Origin of the sequence: Microlunatus speluncae (assembly GCF_009299835.1) — a bacterium.
Lineage (GTDB): Bacteria > Actinomycetota > Actinomycetes > Propionibacteriales > Propionibacteriaceae > Microlunatus > Microlunatus speluncae.
In genome coordinates, this window is the sequence record NZ_VKCZ01000003.1 from 126,074 (window position 1) to 142,284 (window position 16,211).

17 protein-coding genes are annotated in these 16,211 nt (G+C 67.9%); 11 read left to right on the top strand and 6 right to left on the bottom strand.

Annotation, left to right across the window (positions count from 1 at the left end; all coding sequences use genetic code 11):
- Positions 1–52: 52 nt before the first annotated feature.
- Both FNH24_RS04110 and FNH24_RS04115 read right to left on the bottom strand, forming a co-directional pair.
- Positions 53–703 carry a P-loop NTPase family protein gene (locus FNH24_RS04110; protein ID WP_152360880.1) on the bottom strand — a complete coding sequence of 217 codons (651 nt, stop codon included), beginning with the start codon at positions 701–703 and terminating at the stop codon, positions 53–55.
- Between the two features lie 28 nt (positions 704–731).
- On the bottom strand, positions 732–1,334 hold the full coding sequence (locus FNH24_RS04115; protein ID WP_152360881.1) for a TIGR03086 family metal-binding protein: 603 nt from the start codon (positions 1,332–1,334) through the stop codon (positions 732–734).
- Between the two features lie 51 nt (positions 1,335–1,385).
- On the opposite strand from FNH24_RS04115, the gene FNH24_RS04120 reads away from it, so the two are divergent.
- Positions 1,386–1,823 (top strand): MarR family winged helix-turn-helix transcriptional regulator, encoded by a 438-nt coding sequence (locus FNH24_RS04120; protein WP_152360882.1) that lies wholly within the window; start codon positions 1,386–1,388, stop codon positions 1,821–1,823.
- A gap of 148 nt (positions 1,824–1,971) precedes the next feature.
- Here FNH24_RS04120 and FNH24_RS31340 read toward each other — a convergent pair whose 3' ends face one another.
- Positions 1,972–2,115 carry a hypothetical protein gene (locus tag FNH24_RS31340; protein ID WP_161605980.1) on the bottom strand — a complete coding sequence of 48 codons (144 nt, stop codon included), beginning with the start codon at positions 2,113–2,115 and terminating at the stop codon, positions 1,972–1,974.
- On the opposite strand from FNH24_RS31340, the gene FNH24_RS04125 reads away from it, so the two are divergent.
- From FNH24_RS04125 to FNH24_RS04160, 8 genes are all read left to right on the top strand, one after another.
- On the top strand, positions 2,114–2,449 hold the full coding sequence (locus FNH24_RS04125) for an excalibur calcium-binding domain-containing protein (protein ID WP_152360883.1): 336 nt from the start codon (positions 2,114–2,116) through the stop codon (positions 2,447–2,449). The two genes, FNH24_RS31340 and FNH24_RS04125, sit on opposite strands and share 2 nt — an antisense overlap.
- A gap of 279 nt (positions 2,450–2,728) precedes the next feature.
- On the top strand, positions 2,729–3,352 hold the full coding sequence (locus FNH24_RS04130) for a YesL family protein (protein WP_161605981.1): 624 nt from the start codon (positions 2,729–2,731) through the stop codon (positions 3,350–3,352).
- Positions 3,353–3,404: 52 nt separating this feature from the next.
- Positions 3,405–4,928 (top strand): extracellular solute-binding protein, encoded by a 1,524-nt coding sequence (locus FNH24_RS04135; protein WP_152360885.1) that lies wholly within the window; start codon positions 3,405–3,407, stop codon positions 4,926–4,928.
- 8 nt (positions 4,929–4,936) lie between these two features.
- Positions 4,937–5,908, top strand: a complete 972-nt coding sequence (locus tag FNH24_RS04140) for an ABC transporter permease (protein ID WP_152360886.1) — start codon at positions 4,937–4,939, stop codon at positions 5,906–5,908.
- An 11-nt stretch (positions 5,909–5,919) separates the two neighbouring features.
- Positions 5,920–6,795: a carbohydrate ABC transporter permease gene (locus FNH24_RS04145; protein WP_152360887.1), complete on the top strand. Its 876-nt coding sequence runs from the start codon at positions 5,920–5,922 to the stop codon at positions 6,793–6,795.
- Between the two features lie 53 nt (positions 6,796–6,848).
- The gene (locus FNH24_RS04150; RefSeq protein WP_152360888.1) at positions 6,849–7,499 is read left to right on the top strand and encodes a DUF1961 family protein; all 651 of its coding nucleotides are present in this window, start codon (positions 6,849–6,851) and stop codon (positions 7,497–7,499) included.
- A 46-nt stretch (positions 7,500–7,545) separates the two neighbouring features.
- Positions 7,546–10,185, top strand: a complete 2,640-nt coding sequence (locus tag FNH24_RS04155; protein WP_217428031.1) for an exo-rhamnogalacturonan lyase family protein — start codon at positions 7,546–7,548, stop codon at positions 10,183–10,185.
- A gap of 290 nt (positions 10,186–10,475) precedes the next feature.
- Positions 10,476–11,117, top strand: a complete 642-nt coding sequence (locus FNH24_RS04160) for a hypothetical protein (protein ID WP_152360889.1) — start codon at positions 10,476–10,478, stop codon at positions 11,115–11,117.
- Here FNH24_RS04160 and FNH24_RS04165 read toward each other — a convergent pair.
- Positions 11,110–12,261, bottom strand: a complete 1,152-nt coding sequence (locus FNH24_RS04165; RefSeq protein WP_152360890.1) for a hypothetical protein — start codon at positions 12,259–12,261, stop codon at positions 11,110–11,112. The genes FNH24_RS04160 and FNH24_RS04165 overlap by 8 nt on opposite strands.
- Positions 12,262–12,883: 622 nt before the next feature.
- On the opposite strand from FNH24_RS04165, the gene FNH24_RS04170 reads away from it, so the two are divergent.
- A complete protein-coding gene (locus FNH24_RS04170; RefSeq protein ID WP_152360891.1) occupies positions 12,884–13,453 on the top strand; it encodes an AAA family ATPase in 570 nt (189 codons plus the stop codon).
- Positions 13,454–13,519: 66 nt separating this feature from the next.
- Here the strand turns inward: FNH24_RS04170 and FNH24_RS04175 are convergent, their stop codons facing one another.
- Positions 13,520–14,866, bottom strand: coding sequence for an MATE family efflux transporter (locus tag FNH24_RS04175; RefSeq protein WP_152360892.1), 1,347 nt, complete (start codon positions 14,864–14,866; stop codon positions 13,520–13,522).
- Positions 14,867–14,991: 125 nt separating this feature from the next.
- On the bottom strand, positions 14,992–15,279 hold the full coding sequence (locus FNH24_RS04180) for a cell division protein CrgA (RefSeq protein ID WP_152360893.1): 288 nt from the start codon (positions 15,277–15,279) through the stop codon (positions 14,992–14,994).
- A 91-nt stretch (positions 15,280–15,370) separates the two neighbouring features.
- Between FNH24_RS04180 and FNH24_RS04185 the strand changes: the two genes are divergently transcribed.
- A complete protein-coding gene (locus FNH24_RS04185) occupies positions 15,371–16,198 on the top strand; it encodes a DUF881 domain-containing protein (protein ID WP_152360894.1) in 828 nt (275 codons plus the stop codon).
- Positions 16,199–16,211: the final 13 nt, after the last annotated feature.

A 16,211-nucleotide genomic window follows, 5' to 3' on the forward strand; every position in this document is an offset into this window, starting at 1 on the left:
CAGAACTGAGTAGCCCTCTGGCACAACTCAGTTCTGACAAGTCGGCGGGAGGTCAGGTTTCAGCGAGTCGGGCGTGGGCGATCGAGGCCAGGTCGGCGGGACTTCGATCGGCGGCGTCGAGCTCGATCACCGGCCAGCCGGACCGACGGAGCACTCGGCGGGTCAGCTCCACCTCCTGCCGAAGGTGTTCGGCGGCGGTCTCCAGATCGACGACGTGAGTCGTGCCGGGGGCAGCGTGCAGCTTGCCGATGTACCAGGCGAGCCATTCGGGGCTCTCCCGTTCGGCGGCCCGGAGCAGCGTGGTCAGCGGATCGTCGATCAACACGATGATGATCACCTCGGTCGGCTGGGCGGCCCGAGCCAGCTCCAGCACGATCTCGGTGATCTCGTCCTCGTCGTGTCCCCAGGCCCAGAGCGACGGGATGAACGGGAGCAGGGCGTCGGTGATCAACAAGTCGACGCCGTCACGCTCGGCCTGCCGCAGGTAGCCCCGGGTCGCCTCGACCAGAGTCTCGGGCCGGACCGATCCGGCGCCGCCGTCGAACTCCGCCGCAACGTCTGCGAAGGCAGGTCGGGTGAGAATCTGCTCCTCGGCGAAGTGATCAACAACGAACCCGTCCGTCGCGTACCGCTCGACCAGTGCCCGGGACAGCGTGGACTTGCCGACGCCGGGGCTGCCGATGACGGAGATCAACCGGGTCACCGGCCCAGCCTGTCAGACCCGCTCGGGTTCAGTTGGGCCAGGTGGGGGAGCGGCCCAGCAGGGCGACGATCCGGTCCAGCTCGGTCCCGTCGGCGGGCTGGGCCACGGCCGGTCCGAAGAAGGCGCCGGGGCCGGTCCGGGACTCATCGTCCGGGATCTGCTCCGACATCGCCAGCACCGGTTGGGTGATCTCGGCGTCGAACGTGATGGGCAGGTCAAGGGCCCGGGCCAGATCCCACGCGTGGACGACAGTGTCGACCAGGTGCATCATGACCGCCTGCGAGCCGGCGAACTCCCGGTCCTTGGTCAGCACGGGCAGTGCGAACGATCGATCGAGCACGTCGGGCTCGGCGAAGGTCACGACCAGCGCCTCGGTGGCGCGGACGTAGTCGGCCACCGGGTCAGCGCGTTCCAGGTCACCGACCCAGACATCGGGATCCGAACCGTGCCCCTGCGCGGCGGCGGCAAAGCCGAGATTCTCGGTGGTCAGATGATCGAACAGCTGGCGCAGATCCCAATCCCCACAGGGCGTCGACCGGTTCAGCTGCTCCGGAGTGGCCTGGCGGGCGATGTCGATGATCTGTCGGGACGCGGTCGCATGGTGCTGGACAATCGAAGTATCGGTAGGCATGAATAGATCATATGCAGTCGCATATCATCTGTCCAGCGGTATCGTCAGAACATGGCAAAGAGTTCGCGGCCCGACCTCGCGGCCATGCTGGTCCCCATCGGTCGTCGGCTGATGGCGCTGGAGCAACCGATCCTCGACGCCGCCGGCCTGAGCATGTGGGGCTACGTGGTGCTGCTGGCGCTCGGTGACGAGCCGGTACGGACCCAGGCCGCCCTGGCCGAGATGATCGGCGCCGACAAGACCCGGATCATCGCCGACCTGGACGAACTGCAGGACCGCGGCATGATCACCCGCAACCCCGATCCCGACGACCGCCGGGTCCGCCTGGTCGCGATCACCACCAAGGGCCGCCGCACCCGCGACCGAGCCCAGACCGAGATCCAGCAGGCCGAGGAACAGCTGCTGACGGCCCTCCCGCTAGCCGACCGCAAGGCCTTCCTCCGCTGCTCGCAAACCTTGGCCGAGCTCATCCGCAGCGGCGACCTCTGACGTCGGCGTCGATCACGAGTCGGTCACGCTTTCCATGATCGACAACCGCCTGCGCCGGCCGGGCGCACACTGATCGAAGCCGCTGCGGAACTCTTCCGGCGGACTACACGGCAACGTCTGAGTTGGGGACTTGTGACTGCTGCGCGCTTCAATCCACCGCCCGGTTGGCCGACGCCACCGACACCGGAATGGCGGCCGCCGCCTGCTTGGGATGATGATCATGTTTCCGCAGACCCAGCACCGGACCGCTGGCCGCCGTGCCGGGGCCGGCGCCGACGACGACCGTCACCATGGAGAAGACGACCCTGGCGACTGCGTCGGCGACTGCGACCGTGACGGAGCCGCCCGCGACGATCGAAGTCACCAAGACGATCAAGTCGACGCGTACGGTCTCGGCGGCACCGAAGCCACGGGTGACCGTGACGGTCACCGAAGAGCCGGAGATCTACGATGACGGCTCAGCCGGCGACGAGGACGCTGCCGAGGACGAAGACGATCCCGATCAGTCCGTCTACTACCGCAATTGTTCGGCCGCCCGGGCCGCCGGAGTCACCCCGCTGTATGCCGGCGACCCCGGATACGACTCTCATCTCGATCGCGACGGCGACGGGGTCGCCTGCGAGTAACTCCCGGCCTCCCGATGGCCGAGGCCATTCCACCAAACGCGTCAGTTCCAGTCATCCGCGGCAGTTGCATCTGCCGCGGATGACTGCAACTGACGCGGCTGCTTTCCGGTGCCGGCCCGGTGTGACCCGGAGGGTGTACCGCGGGGAGCGGTTTCGTGGTGCGGAAAGCTTGCACCGGTGGCGAAACGGTGCGAAAGTTAGGGACAATCAGGAAGCGTTTTCCGACTTTCTGTTTCGGGGAATTGAAACGTCTCACACGGAGGCACGTCCATGGCAACGATGGCCACGAAGGCTGTCCGGGCCTGCGAGGAGGTGCTCTGGATCGCGAAGGTCAACGCGGTCTGGATCCTGCTCGCGCTGCTCGGCGGTGTGGTCTTCGGTGTCGGCCCGGCGACCCTTGCCGCGGCGACGATCAGCCGCCGGCATCACCGCGGCGAGGACGTTGCGGTGCTCCGGTCGGCCTGGGCGGCCTACCGACGTGCCTTCGTGCCGGGCAACGCGCTCGGCCTGCCGCTGATCGCGGTCGGCCTGCTGCTCGCCTGGAACTGGCGATTCGCCGGCGACACCGGCAATGCGCCGATGACGGTCCTGGTCGGCTGTGCCGCCGCCGGGTACGCCGCGATCGTGGCCGTGCTGCCCCCGTTGTACGCGCACTACGACCTGCCTCTGCGCGGCTATCTTCCGGTCGCGTCCAAGTTCGTCCTGGTCAACCTGCCCGGGTCGATCCTGCTGATCTTCATCCTGCTCGCCGTCGGCTTCGCCAGCTACCTGATCCCGGGGCTGTTGATCTTCATCAGCTTCGGTTTGTGGATCACCGTTGATTCCTATCTCTGCCAGCGATTCTTCGCCGCGAACGACGATCGCGTCGCGGCCCGAGCAGGTGCGGACAGCGTCCAGCACTGAGCATTCGCACGACCCGGCCCGGGAGGCCGGCAAGACATTCGAAGGAGAAGTCATGCGTCGTTCCAAGATCGTCGCGGGCCTGCTGGCGGCCGTCCTGGCCGGCGGGCTGGCCGCCTGTGGCGGCCCGGAGGCGGGCGGCAGCTCGGACACGGTGACCATCATGGCGCCGCTGCTGGTGCCGGAGGCGCCGCCGGCCGAAAACCCGGTGCACAAACGCCTGGAAGTGATCATGGGCAAGAAGCTCCAGGTCAACTGGGCGCCCGATTCCTCCTACGAGGACCGGACCAACATCACCCTCGCCGGCGACGACGTACCGGACCTGATGATCTTCAAGGTCAAGACGGCGGGCTTCATCAAGAACGCCCAGGCGGGTGCCTTCTGGGACCTGACCGACAAGCTCAAGGACTATCCCAACCTGGTCTCGGACAACCCGGACGTGCAGCTGGCGTCCAGCGTCAACGGGAAGATCTTCGGCATCTACCGCGGCCGGGATCCGATCCGGCACGGCGTGATCATCCGCAAGGACTGGCTGGACAAGCTCGGCCTCGAGCCGCCGAAGACCACCGATGATCTCTACGCGCTGGCCAAGGCGTTCACCGAGCAGGATCCGGACGGCAACGGCAAGGCCGACACCACCGGCCTGCTGATCCCGAAGTGGCCCGGCGCGATCGGCACCGACAGCCCGTACGACGTGCTGGAGACCTGGTTCGGCGCCGGCAACAAGTGGACCGAGCGGGACGGGAAGCTGATCCCGAGCTTCATGACCGAGGAGTTCATCCAGGCCGACACCTTCGTCCGGAAGCTGGCGTCGGAGGGCTTGATGAACGCCGACTTCGCGACGATGGATTCGACCACCTGGAACCAGCCGTTCTACAACGGCAAGGCGGGGATCATCATCGACGTCCTCGACCGCGGCAATCAGATCCTCGATCTGTTCGCCGAGAAGGACGCCAAGGATCTCGACTCCTACGTCGACGTCACCGGCCAGCTGACCGGTCCGGACGGCACTCTGCATGCCTACCCGACCCAGGGCTATGCCGGCTTCGTCGCGATTCCCAAGGCGCGGGTACGGACCGAGGAGCAGCTGAAGGAGATCCTCGGCGTCCTGGACAAGCTGAACAGCCGCGAGGCCGAGGTGGCCATGTCCAACGGCATCGAGGGCCAGAGCTTCACCGTCGAGGACGGCTACGCCGTGCCGGCCGCCGAGACGCCGGAGAACGATCTGATCCTGCGGGCGACCAAGACCTACGTGCAGCTCCGGATGAACGTGAACGGGCCGCGGGTCTACGAACAGAAGCAGCCGAGCGAAGCTCAGCAATCCCTGCTGGACAAGCGATTGGCGATCTGGAAAGAGGATCTGAAGAGTGCGGTCTACAACCCGGCCGCACCGTACGTCTCCGACACGTACGTGAGCAAGGGCGCCCAACTGGACAACATCATCGCCGACGCCCGGATCAAGTACATCGCCGGCCAGATCGATGAGCAGGGCCTTCGGGAGGCGATCAAGCTCTGGCAGAGCAGCGGTGGCACTCAGATCATCGACGAGACCAACGCGCTCTACAACGAGAACAAGTAACTCGCGGCATGGTGCAGGTGCAGGATGTCGTCGCGACCCGTTCCCGACCGGATGGCCGGGAGCGGGGTCCGCGGCGGCGCAGTGCGCTGACCCGGTTGATCCAGTTCCGGTATCTCTACCTGCTGCTGATCCCCGGCGTCGCGTACTTCCTGATCTTCCGTTACACCCCGATGTACGGCGCGGTGATCGCCTTCAAGGACTACGTGCCGTTCCTCGGGATCAACGGCAGCGAGTGGGTCGGCAGCCGCAACTTCACCGACTTCTTCAGCAATCCCGACTTCGGCCGGCTGCTGGTGAACACGCTGATCTTGGCCGCACTCAACCTCTTGATCGCCTTCCCGGTGCCGATCATCATCGCGCTGCTGTTGAACGAGGTCCGGATCTCGATCTACAAGCGGGCGGTGCAGACGCTGGTCTACATCCCGCATTTCCTGTCCTGGACGATCGTCGCGTCTCTGACCTATCTGCTGTTCGCGTTGGACGCCGGACCGCTGTTCCATCTGATCAACGGGGTGCTCGGCAGCCAGGTCGACTTCCTCGCCGATCCGGGGTGGTTCCGGCCGATCATCGTGCTGCAGGAGCTGTGGAAGAACAGCGGCTGGGGCACGATCATCTTCCTGGCGGCCCTGGCAACGGTCGACACGGAACAGTACGAGGCCGCGACCATCGACGGGGCGGGGCGGTTCCGCCGGGCCTGGCACATCACGCTGCCGTCGATCATGTCGACGGTGATGGTGATGCTGATCCTGCAGATCGGCCAGGTGCTGAACACCGGATTCGAGCAGATCTACCTGATGTCCAACGCGCTCAACCGGTCCGTCGCCGACGTGTTCGACACCTACGTCTACTTCGTCGGCATCACCCAGGGCGCCTACAGCTACAGCACGGCGGTCGGCCTGTTCAAGGCGGTCGTCGGCGTCGCGTTGATCTTCGGGGCCAACTGGCTGGCCAAGCGCTTCAACCAGACCGGATTGTTCTGAGGGGGCGGCCGATGAAGTTCCACAACACCAGGGCCGGCCGGGTCTTCGACGTCGCGAACCTGATCTTCCTCGGGGCGATCGGGGTGATCGCGCTGCTGCCGTTGCTGTTCGTCCTGGCCGGTTCCTTCGCCACCGAGTCGGAGCTGGCCAGCCGGCCGTTCTTCCTCTGGCCCAACCAGGTGACCTTCGAGTCGTACGCGTACATCTTCTCCACCGGCGCCTTCCTGCGCAGCTTGATCGTCACGATCTGCGTCACCGCCGGCGGCACTCTGATCCAGCTGTTCTTCACCTTCACCATGGCCTATCCGCTGGCCAAACGCGGCCTGCCCGGCCGCAATCTGTTGATCAACGTCGTGCTGTTCGCGATGGTGTTCTCCGGCGGCATGATCCCCACCTTCCTGGTGGTCAAGGAGCTCGGGCTGCTGGACAGCTACTGGTCGCTGGTGCTCCCGCTGGCGATCAATCCGTTCAGTCTGATCATCATCAAGAACTTCTTCCAGGAGTTGCCGGTCGAGCTGGAAGAGGCAGCGCGGGTCGACGGCGCGACCGAGATCGGGGTGCTGTGGCGGATCCTGCTGCCGTTGTGCAAGCCGGTGCTGGCCACCTTCGCGCTGTTCTACGCGGTCGGCATCTGGAACGACTTCATGTCGCCGCTGCTCTACCTGACCGATCCGGACAAGTGGCCGCTGCAGATGTTCCTCCGCCAGGTCACCGTGTCCAGCAGCCTGACCGGCTCCGAGGCGAGCACCGATCCCACCTACGTGCCGCCCGCCCAGGGGGTGAAGTTCGCGGTGATCGTGGTCGCGACCCTGCCGATCCTGCTGTTCTACCCGTTCCTGCAGAAGCACTTCGCCAAGGGGATGTTGATCGGTTCGGTGAAGGGGTGACACCTCTCGGCACGTGCCCTGAGCCTGTCGAAGGGCCCTGGAGTCGCTCTCCGTTGGTACGGGTCGAGGCGCGTACCGCGGCCGAACTGACCGACTGGATCGCCGAGGGGCCGGTGTCGATCACCGACGACGGTGAGTCGGTGATCTTGGCCAGCGCGGCCCCCGACTCTGACGATCATGGTCACTGGACCCTGTGGTGCCCAGCCGTGCTGCCCGACCGAGTGGTGATCGAGTGGGAGTTCGCGCCGGTTCGCGAGCCCGGTCTGGCGATGATCTTCTTCGCCGCCACCGGCACCGACGGCCGCGACCTGTTCGATCCGGGGCTGCCCGCCCGGGACGGCCACTATCCGCAGTACCACTCCGGTGCGGTCCGGGCCCTGCACCTGTCGTACTTCCGGCACAAGTGGGCGGACGAGCGGGCGTTCCGCACCTGCAACGTGCGGAAGAGCCCGGGCTTCCACCTGGTCGCCCAGGCCGCCGACCCGCTGCCGCCGGCCGAGGACGCCGCCGGCTTCTACCGGCTGACGTTGATCAAGGACGGGCCGGACGTCGCCTTCTCGATCAACGAGCTGCCGGTGCTGCGCTGGTCCGACGACGGCACGCTGAACGGCGGCCCCTACGGCTGCGGCCGGTTCGGCCTCCGCCAGATGGCGCCTCTGGTGGCCCGCTACCGCAACTTCACCGTCCGGCCGCTCACTGGCTGAGCTCGATCGAACAACCACAACTGAACCCACGATCAAGGAGACCCAGGTGTCCGGCACCACCGAGAACCATTCGTCGCCCGCCCTGCACTGGTTGGAAGACACGCCGCCCGCGATACCCGGCAGTACGTGGGGCGTGCCCTGGGCTCCGGGCCTGCTGCACTCCTCCGATCAGGTGATCATGACCGACGGCACCGATCGAGTGCCGCTGGACAGCTGGACCACGGCGCGCTGGCCGGACGGATCGATCAAGTGGACCGGGCACGCGGTCGGTGCCCTGGAGACTCCGTCGGAGTCGTACCGGCTGGAGGTCGGCGAGCCGGCCGAGCCGATCCCGGGCATCACCGTGACCGAGACGCCGGAGACGATCACCGTCGACACCGGCGTCGCCACCGTGGTGATCAACACCGCGGGCTCGGCCCTGATCGCCGAGCTGCGCCACGGCACGACCCGGATCGCCTCCGGCGGCCGCCTGATCAGCCTGCTGCAGACGACGCCGGGCGAGAGCGACGAGACCGAGCTCCGGCGGATCCCGTTCTCCGGTCACGTCACCTCAGCGGAGGTCGAGCGGGCCGGGACGCGGCGAGTCGTGATCAAGCTCGAGGGGCGACACCGGGCCGACCGTGCCGGTGATCATGACGATTGGCTGCCGTTCGTGGTCCGGCTCTACTGCTACGCCGGCTCCCACGCCGTCCGGCTGCTGCACACCCTGATCTGGAACGGTGACGAGCAGATCGAGTTCCTGGCCGGTCTCGGGCTGCGGTTCGACGTCGACCTGCGGGACCCGCTGCATGATCGCCACGTCCGGATCGCCGGGGAGGACGGCGGGTTCCTGACCGAGGCGGTGCGCGGATTGACCGGGCTGCGCCGGGATCCGGGGGCGGAGGTGCGGGCAGCGCAGCACGCGGGCCGGCCGACCCCTGCCCTCGACACCTGGGATCCGGAGGCCTCCAGCCGGCTCGAGCTGATCCCGGCCTGGGGCGACTTCACGCTCAGCCAGGTCAGTTCCGACGGCTTCACCCTGCGCAAGCGGACCAAGGCCGGGCACGGCTGGATCGGCATCTCCACCGGCACCCGATCGGACGGCTTCGCCTATCTGGGTGGGATCGGCGGCGGGTTCGGCGTCGCGTTGCGCGACTTCTGGCAGTCCTTTCCGACCCAGCTCGACGTGCGGCATGCGACCACCGACACCGGTCAGGTGACCGTCTGGTTGCACTCGCCGGAGGCGCCGGTGATGGATCTCCGCTTCTATCACGACGGGCTTGGCCTGGACAGCCACGAAGATCAACTGTCGGCGATGGAGATCACCTACGAAGATCACGAGCCCGGCTTCGGCACCCCGTACGGCATCGCCCGCACCTCCGAGTTGACCCTCTGGGCCTACGCCACGACACCGGACGCGGCGACCCTGGCCCGCGACTCGGCGGTGAGCCAGCGGCCGCCGCTGCTGGCCACCAGCCCGAAGCACGTGCACGGCGCCGGTGTCTTCGGCGACTGGGCCCCGGTCGACCGCTCGACGCCGGAGCGGGTGGCGATCGAGGACCGGCTGGACTTCCTGTTCGACTTCTACGCCGGGCAGCGGGAGCAACGGCGCTGGTACGGATTCTGGAACTACGGCGACGTGATGCACAGTTACGACGCGGATCGCCACGTCTGGCGCTACGACGTCGGCGGCTTCGCGTGGGACAACTCCGAACTGTCGACCGACCTGTGGCTCTGGTACTCCTATCTGCGCACCGGCCGGGCCGACATCTTCCGGTTCGCCGAGGCGATGACCCGGCACACCGGCGAGGTCGACGTCTATCACGCCGGGAAGTGGCAGGGACTCGGCTCGCGGCACAACGTGCAGCACTGGGGCTGCAGCGCCAAGCAGCACCGGATCAGCAATCCGCTGTATCGGCGGTTCTACTACTACCTGACCGCCGATGACCGGGTCGGTGACCTGATGGCCGAGTTGATCAACAGCGATCAGCGATTGATGATCTTGGACTCACATCGCAAGGTGCGCACCGACGGCTACCGGCCCGGCAATCCCGAGGCGCTCTCGGTGATGGTCGGGCTCGACTTCGGTGCGTTCGCCGCGACCTGGCTGACCGCCTGGGAACGGGCCGACGACACCGCCGCCCGGGACAAGCTGCTGGCCACGGCCCGCGACGTCGGTAGCCTGGCCAACGGCTTCCTCACCGGCGAACTCCGCTACGACCTCAATCGGGGCCGGTTCGACACCGAGACCGTACGGATCCAGATCTCGCACCTGAACGCCGTCTTCGGCCTGGTCGAGATCTGCAGCGAACTGATCGCCCTGGCCGACCGCTTCGACCTCGACCTCGGCGGCTTCACCGACGCCTGGCTGCAGTATTGCCGCCTGTTCCTGGCTCCGCCCGAGGTGCAGCGGGCCGAAACCGGGGAGGAGTTCCCGCGGCAGGGCCTGGTGCAGGGTCACAGCCGGCTGCTCGCCTACGCCGCGCACCGGCTGGTCGATGATCAACTCGCCGCCGACGCCTGGACCGCCTTCCTGACGTCGGAGCGGATCACGGACGAGACCTTCGGCACCCACCGGATCGACGGTCCCACCGTGCTGCAGCCGATCGACGAGGCCGCGATGATCTCCACCAACGGCACCGCCCAGTACGGCCTGGCCGCCATCCAAAACCTCGCGCTGATCGGAGACAAACTGCCACCCGGGTGAGCCTGTCGAGGAGCAGGCCGGGATCGGCGGCAGGAGTGGGGATGATCTTGCCGGGTACTCGCGGCACCGGTTTCCCCGTTGATCGTCACGGCCTCGATGTGGGAACCGCGGACCGGGGTTGAGGGATTTCGGGTCCTGCCCAACGACCAAGCTCAGGGAACGGGACAAGCCGTCGGAGCACGGTGCTGCTCGTTCGCCCCCTGAGCCTGTCGAAGGGCAGGCCGGGTCGCCTCGACCTGTCGAGCCCGAAACCGGCCACGAGCACCCCTCGCCGTTGGTACGTTGCCGCCATGGCGAAGGAACCCGACGGCTCCGGGTCGGAGGACTACCGGATGCTGCTGACCGTGATCGCCGGGCTGTCGCTCGGGGTCGGCGCGACGGCACTGCCGTCGCTGATCGAGGGACCGTTCGCCACCTGGTTGTTTCCGGCCAAGCTGGCGATGTGGTTGACCGGCGTCGCGGCGACGGTGCTGGAGTATCTGGCGGTGTCGTTCGGCTCCCGGCTGTACCTCCGTCGGGTGGAGATCTTCGCCACCGCCAGCCTGGCCTTCGTCTTCCTGGCCCAGGCCGGGATGTTCGCCGTGCTCAGCCTGGCGCCGGAACTGCTCGGATCGCGCTGGTTCTTCATGTTCGCCGTGTTCAACCTGTTCGCCGGGCTCGAGGCCGAGCACGCGCGGCGGGTCGTGATCAAGCACGCCGGTAATCGCTATCCGGCCGACCTGATCAGCCGCTATGCCCGCTCGCTGCGCCAGGTCGCGCTGCTGGTCGGGATCGCCGGCGTGCTGTCGTTGATCTTCGCGTTCGCCTTCGGCTGGTGGGCACCGAACTGGTTGATCTTCATCATGGCGACGCTGGCCCTGGCCACGACGGTGGCGGCCAACCTGCAACAGCGTCGGATCCGCGACGACCTGGCCGAGCACGGGGTCAGCTGACCGCGACGGCGGCGGACCGGCGATGTAGCACGTAGCCCCAGACCGCGAGGCTGAGCATCGGCCCCCAGAACCAGAACGGGAAGATCACCATGCTGATCAGCCCGCCCTCGATCCCGCCCTCGGCAAAGGAGCGGATCATCGGGATCGCCGAGACGCACAGCACGGCGGCGATGAACGATCCCGGTGCGGCCGCGAACCAGATCGGCACTCGGCGGCCGGCCAGGAACGGGACCCAGCGCGGGAAGATCTCGCCCCAGGGTCGGATCAGGCCGATCGTCAGCACCAGCCCGGCCCAGCCGCCCGAGGAGAGCAACAGTCCCCAGATCCGGATGTCGGCCGGCAGGGTTGCCGGGTCCATCCCGTACGGCCACGGCGTCAGCCAGGTCAGCCGGACCAGGCAGTACGGCAGCGGGCCGAGCGCGGCCAAGATCGTGATCACCGTGCGATGCCGCCGCACCCACCGACCCGGCCGGTCGAGCAGCCGGTGCTGCTGCGCGACCCGCGCCGCCACCAACAACCAGAGCAGGGCCATGGCGGCCAGGCCCAGCACGAGCGTGATCACTCCGACCTGTCCGGTCAGCCCGGACAACCGGTCCGCCAACACGAGCAGGGCCTGCGCCGGCAGCACCCCGGTGACGAAGATCAACACGATCACCGCGGCCACGCCGATGGCGACCCAGCGGCCGACTCGATACTTCCTGATCAACTGCACCGCCAGGGTGACCGCGCCGACGACGACGACCAGGGCCATCAGATAGCCGGCGGTCATGATCGCCGACTCGCTGAGCAGGCCGAAGCCGATCACCGCGGCCAGCCCGAGCCCGAAGATGATCACCGGCGCGGGTGGCGGACCGGAGCGGCCGCGGCGCAACAGCAGGGTGGCGACGGCGACGCCGAGCAAGCCCGCGCCCAGCAAGATCGCCGCGGTGAAGACCGGACCGCCGAGCTGGTTGACCATAGACTGTCCGGGATTGAACCCGGGGCGGCTGTCGGCGAACGGATTCGTCCCCGGCGCAATCAGCCAGACCGCCGCGACGACCGCGAACAGCAGACTGAGCACTCCCGTCCCGAGGAACAGCGGCCGGTCCAGCGCCGGCCGCCCGGCCGTCCGTTCCGGCTCACGGTGCCGCAGATCGTTGATCATGGTGATCCCTTTCGACTGGTGACATGACGACCATCCCGCGGGTCACCGGTCCCGGGCCTCACCCCCGCGGGTGATCGCCCCGGCTACCCGGGGGAGCTCGCCGGACTTGGCAGGCGAGGGCTGCATCGGGTGCGGAAGTCGCCACAGGTAGAGAAATGCACGGCAGGGTGGCGGGTGGTGTGCGGAAGTCGCCACAGGTAGGGAAATGCGCGGCGCCCCGGCCGGGTCAGTGTGTGGAAGTCGACCATGGTCGAGAAACGCGCGGAGGAAAGGGCGGTTGGCGTGGGGAAGTCGACCGTGGTCGAGAAATGCGCGGAGGGGAGGCCGGTTGGTGTGTGGAAGTCGACCGTGGTCGAGAAATGCGCGGAGGGGAGGGCGGTTGGTGTGTGGAAGTCGACCGTGGTCGAGAAATGCGCGGAGGGGAGGGCGGTTGGTGTGTGGAAGTCGACCGTGGTCGAGTAACGCGCGGAGGGGAGGCCGGTTGGTGTGTGGAAGTCGACCCTGGTCGAGAAACGTACGGTCCGGGATCAAATGCGTTGTGCCGGGTCGACAGGTCGGTGACACTGTGTCGCGGTCGAGCCGGGCAGCCGCCGGCCGCAGCCGCGCCGACGGAAGAGGATGCATGCGTAAGGTCGTGTTGATCACCGGACCCCAGGCGGTGGGGAAGTCGACGATCGGCCGGCTGCTGGCGCGGCGGCTCAGGGCGCCGAGTGTCTCCTTCGACGGCGATGTGCTCTATCGGATGGTCGAGGTCGGCAATGTCGACTGGACGCCCGAGTCGCGGCCGGAGGCGGAGCGGCAGGTGCGGTTGCGCTATCGGGCGGGGGCCGAGCTGGCCCGGCTCTACACGGACCACGGGTTCGACTTCGTGCTGAACGACAACGTGTTCGGCGACGACGTGACGGTCTGGATGGAGCGGGTCGCCGAGTCCGAGCCGGTGCAGCGGCATCTGGTCGTGCTCAACGCCGAGGCCGAGACGATCGCCGAACGCGAGCTGGCCCGCAGCGGCGGCCGGACCTACCGCGCCTGGCAGCAGCCGGGGATGGATCTGGTCGATGCCGTCCGCGCCTTCCAGGCCGAATCGGTCGACGTGACGCCCCGCCGCGGCCTCTGGCTCGACACCACCGACCTCTCCGCGGAGGCCACCGTCGACGCCATCGTCACCGATGACCTCGCCGCCGCCCGCTACTGAGCCGAGTTGTCAGAACTGAGTTGTGCCAGAGGGCTACTCAGTTCTGACAAGTCGGCAGGAGGGTGGTCAGACGGTGGCGCCGGTGCGGAGCCAGGCGGTGCCGCGGGCGCGGAGCAGCAGGGTGATCATCCGGGCGATCATGTAGCCGGTCCAGGCGATCCAGAGCCAGATCAGGCCGGCCTGGTTGAGCCCGACGATGATCGCCAGCGGCGCGTACGCCAGCAGGGCGATCACCCCGGCCAGCGCGAGATAGCGGCCGTCGCCGGCACCGATCAGGATCCCGTCCAGTACGTAGACGACGCCGGCGATCGGCGTGATGACCACGACGACGATCAACACGCCGGCGATCAGGTCGATCACCGCGGCATCGGGGGTGAACAGTCCGACGTAGAGCGGCCGGGCGAGCAGCACGGCCACCCCGAACACCACGCCGCAGACCACGCCCCAGATGATCATCCGGCGCATCGCCGAGCGGCCGCGCTCGATCTGGCCGGCGCCGAGGTAGCTGCCGATGATCGCCTGCGCCGCGATCGCGATCGCGTCCAGGGCAAAGGCCAGCAGGGTCCACAGCGAGCCGACGACCTGATGCGCGGCCAGCGCGACGGCACCGCCGGTGGCCGCGACCATGGTGGTGATCGTGTAGCCGGCCTGCAGCGCCGCGGTCCGGGCGACCAGCCAGATCCCGGTCCGGGCCGCCGACAGGATGCCGCGCGGCCGGAACCGGAGCCGAGCATGATCACGCCGCGCGCCGCGGACCACCACGATGGCCAGGATCACGGCGGCCCCGGTCTGGGCGATCAGGGTGCCGAGGGCGGAGCCGGCGATGCCCAGCCCGGCCCCGTACACCAGAAGGAAGTTCAGCCCGATGTTGACCAGGTTGGTGGCGATCACGACGTACAGCGGGGTCCGGGTGTCGTGCAGCCCGCGCAGCACGCCGGTGCTGGCCAGCACCAACAGCACCGACGGCAGACCCAGCGCGGCGACCCGCAGATAGGCCGTCGCCGCGGCGGTCACCTCCGGATCGGCCCGATAGATGCCCAGCACCGCGGGCATGATCAACTGCAGCAGCACACAGAGGACGATCCCGAGCAGGACGGCCAGCACCATGCCGTCCAGCCCGCCGGTCAGGGCTCCGGTCCGGTCCCCCGCGCCGAGCCGCCGGGCCACCGTGCTGGTGGTGCCGTAGGCCAGGAACACGCACAGCCCGATGATGAAGGCGAGCACGTTCGCGGCCAGGCCGAGCCCGGCCAACTGGGTGGTGCCGAGGTGGCCGACGATGGCGGTGTCGGCGAGCAGCAGCAACGGCTCGGAGAGCAGGGTGGCGAAGGCGGGAATGGCGAGCGCGAAGATCTCCCGGTCCTGGGCGGTGAAGAAGCGCCGTAGACCCCTGGATTCGGAAGCCGGATTTCGCATCGAGGATATTCTCGCAGGTTCGGCCGACAACCGAACCCAGGTGGCCCGGGACTACCCGCCCGCCGAAGCTGCCCCGGTGTTGTCCACAGAGTTACCCCCAACTGTGGAGAATCACACCGGTGTGATTACTTCCAGAGGGTGGCGATGATGAAGGCGCCGGCGAGGCCACCCATGCCGATCAGGATGTTCCAGTTGCCGAGCTCGGACATGATCGGGATGTTCTGCCCGGCCACGTAGTAGACGATCAGCCAGGCGACTCCCAGCAGGCCGACCGTGATGAAGGTCGGCGGGACCCAGCGCCGGCTGCTGGGTGCCTTGATCCGCTTGGTCGGCGTCGGTTTGGGCTTGTCTTCCGGAGACTTCTTCTGCCGCTTCTTCTCCACAGCGGTCTTCCGGGTTTTGGACTCGGGCACGCGTACTCCTCGCTCGTTGCCGCCCAGGGTAGTCAGTGCAATGGGCCCGCGCCATTCTCGGCCTGACGGCGGCACCGATTATGGTCGGACCATGGCGGTGCGACGGTCCCTGGGCGAGGTGCTCCGGCGGGTGACTCGGGTGCTGCACCGCGCCCAGACCCGGCAGCAGATCACCGGTCCCGGCCGGCTGCTCGGCCGGACCGCAACCACCGTGCTCTGCCTGCTGGCCGGGCTGATGGTGGTCATCGGCGCCCTGAACGCCCGCGGCACCGATCTCCGCCCGGGCCGCAACACCGACCTGGTCAGCCTGGTCCAGTCCCAGTCCCGACACAACACCGACCTGGCGCACCAGGTCACCGATCTGCGCCGCGAGGTCGACCGGCTGACCGAGGAGGAGACCGGGGTCGACCCGGAGCGCACCGCCGAGCTCGACCGGCAGTCCGACGCCGCCGGGATCAGCGCCGTGCACGGCCCGGCGGTCTCGGTCACCCTGGACGACGCCCCGGAGAGCGTGGCGGCCGAGGGTGTCGACGGCGATCTGCTCGTCGTGCACCAGCAGGACATCCAGGCGATCGTGAACCTGCTCTGGCAGTCCGGGGCGGAGGCGATGACGATCCAGGGCCAGCGGGTGATCTCGACGACCGGGGTCAAGTGCGTCGGCAACACGGTGGTGCTGCACGGCATTCCGTACGCGCCGCCGTACGTGATCAAGGCCATCGGCGACCGCGGCCGGCTCGAGTCCGGCCTGGCGACCTCGGAGTTCGTCACGGTCTTCCAGCGCTACGTCGACGCGTACGGCATGGTCTATCAGACCGGCTTCGAGGCCGACGCTCAGTTCCCGGCCTACCACGGCTCGATGGAGTTGCGGCACGCCCGCTCCCTCGCCGGCGGTCCGAGCGAGACCCCGGGAAACCGCTGACCGACCGGCACGA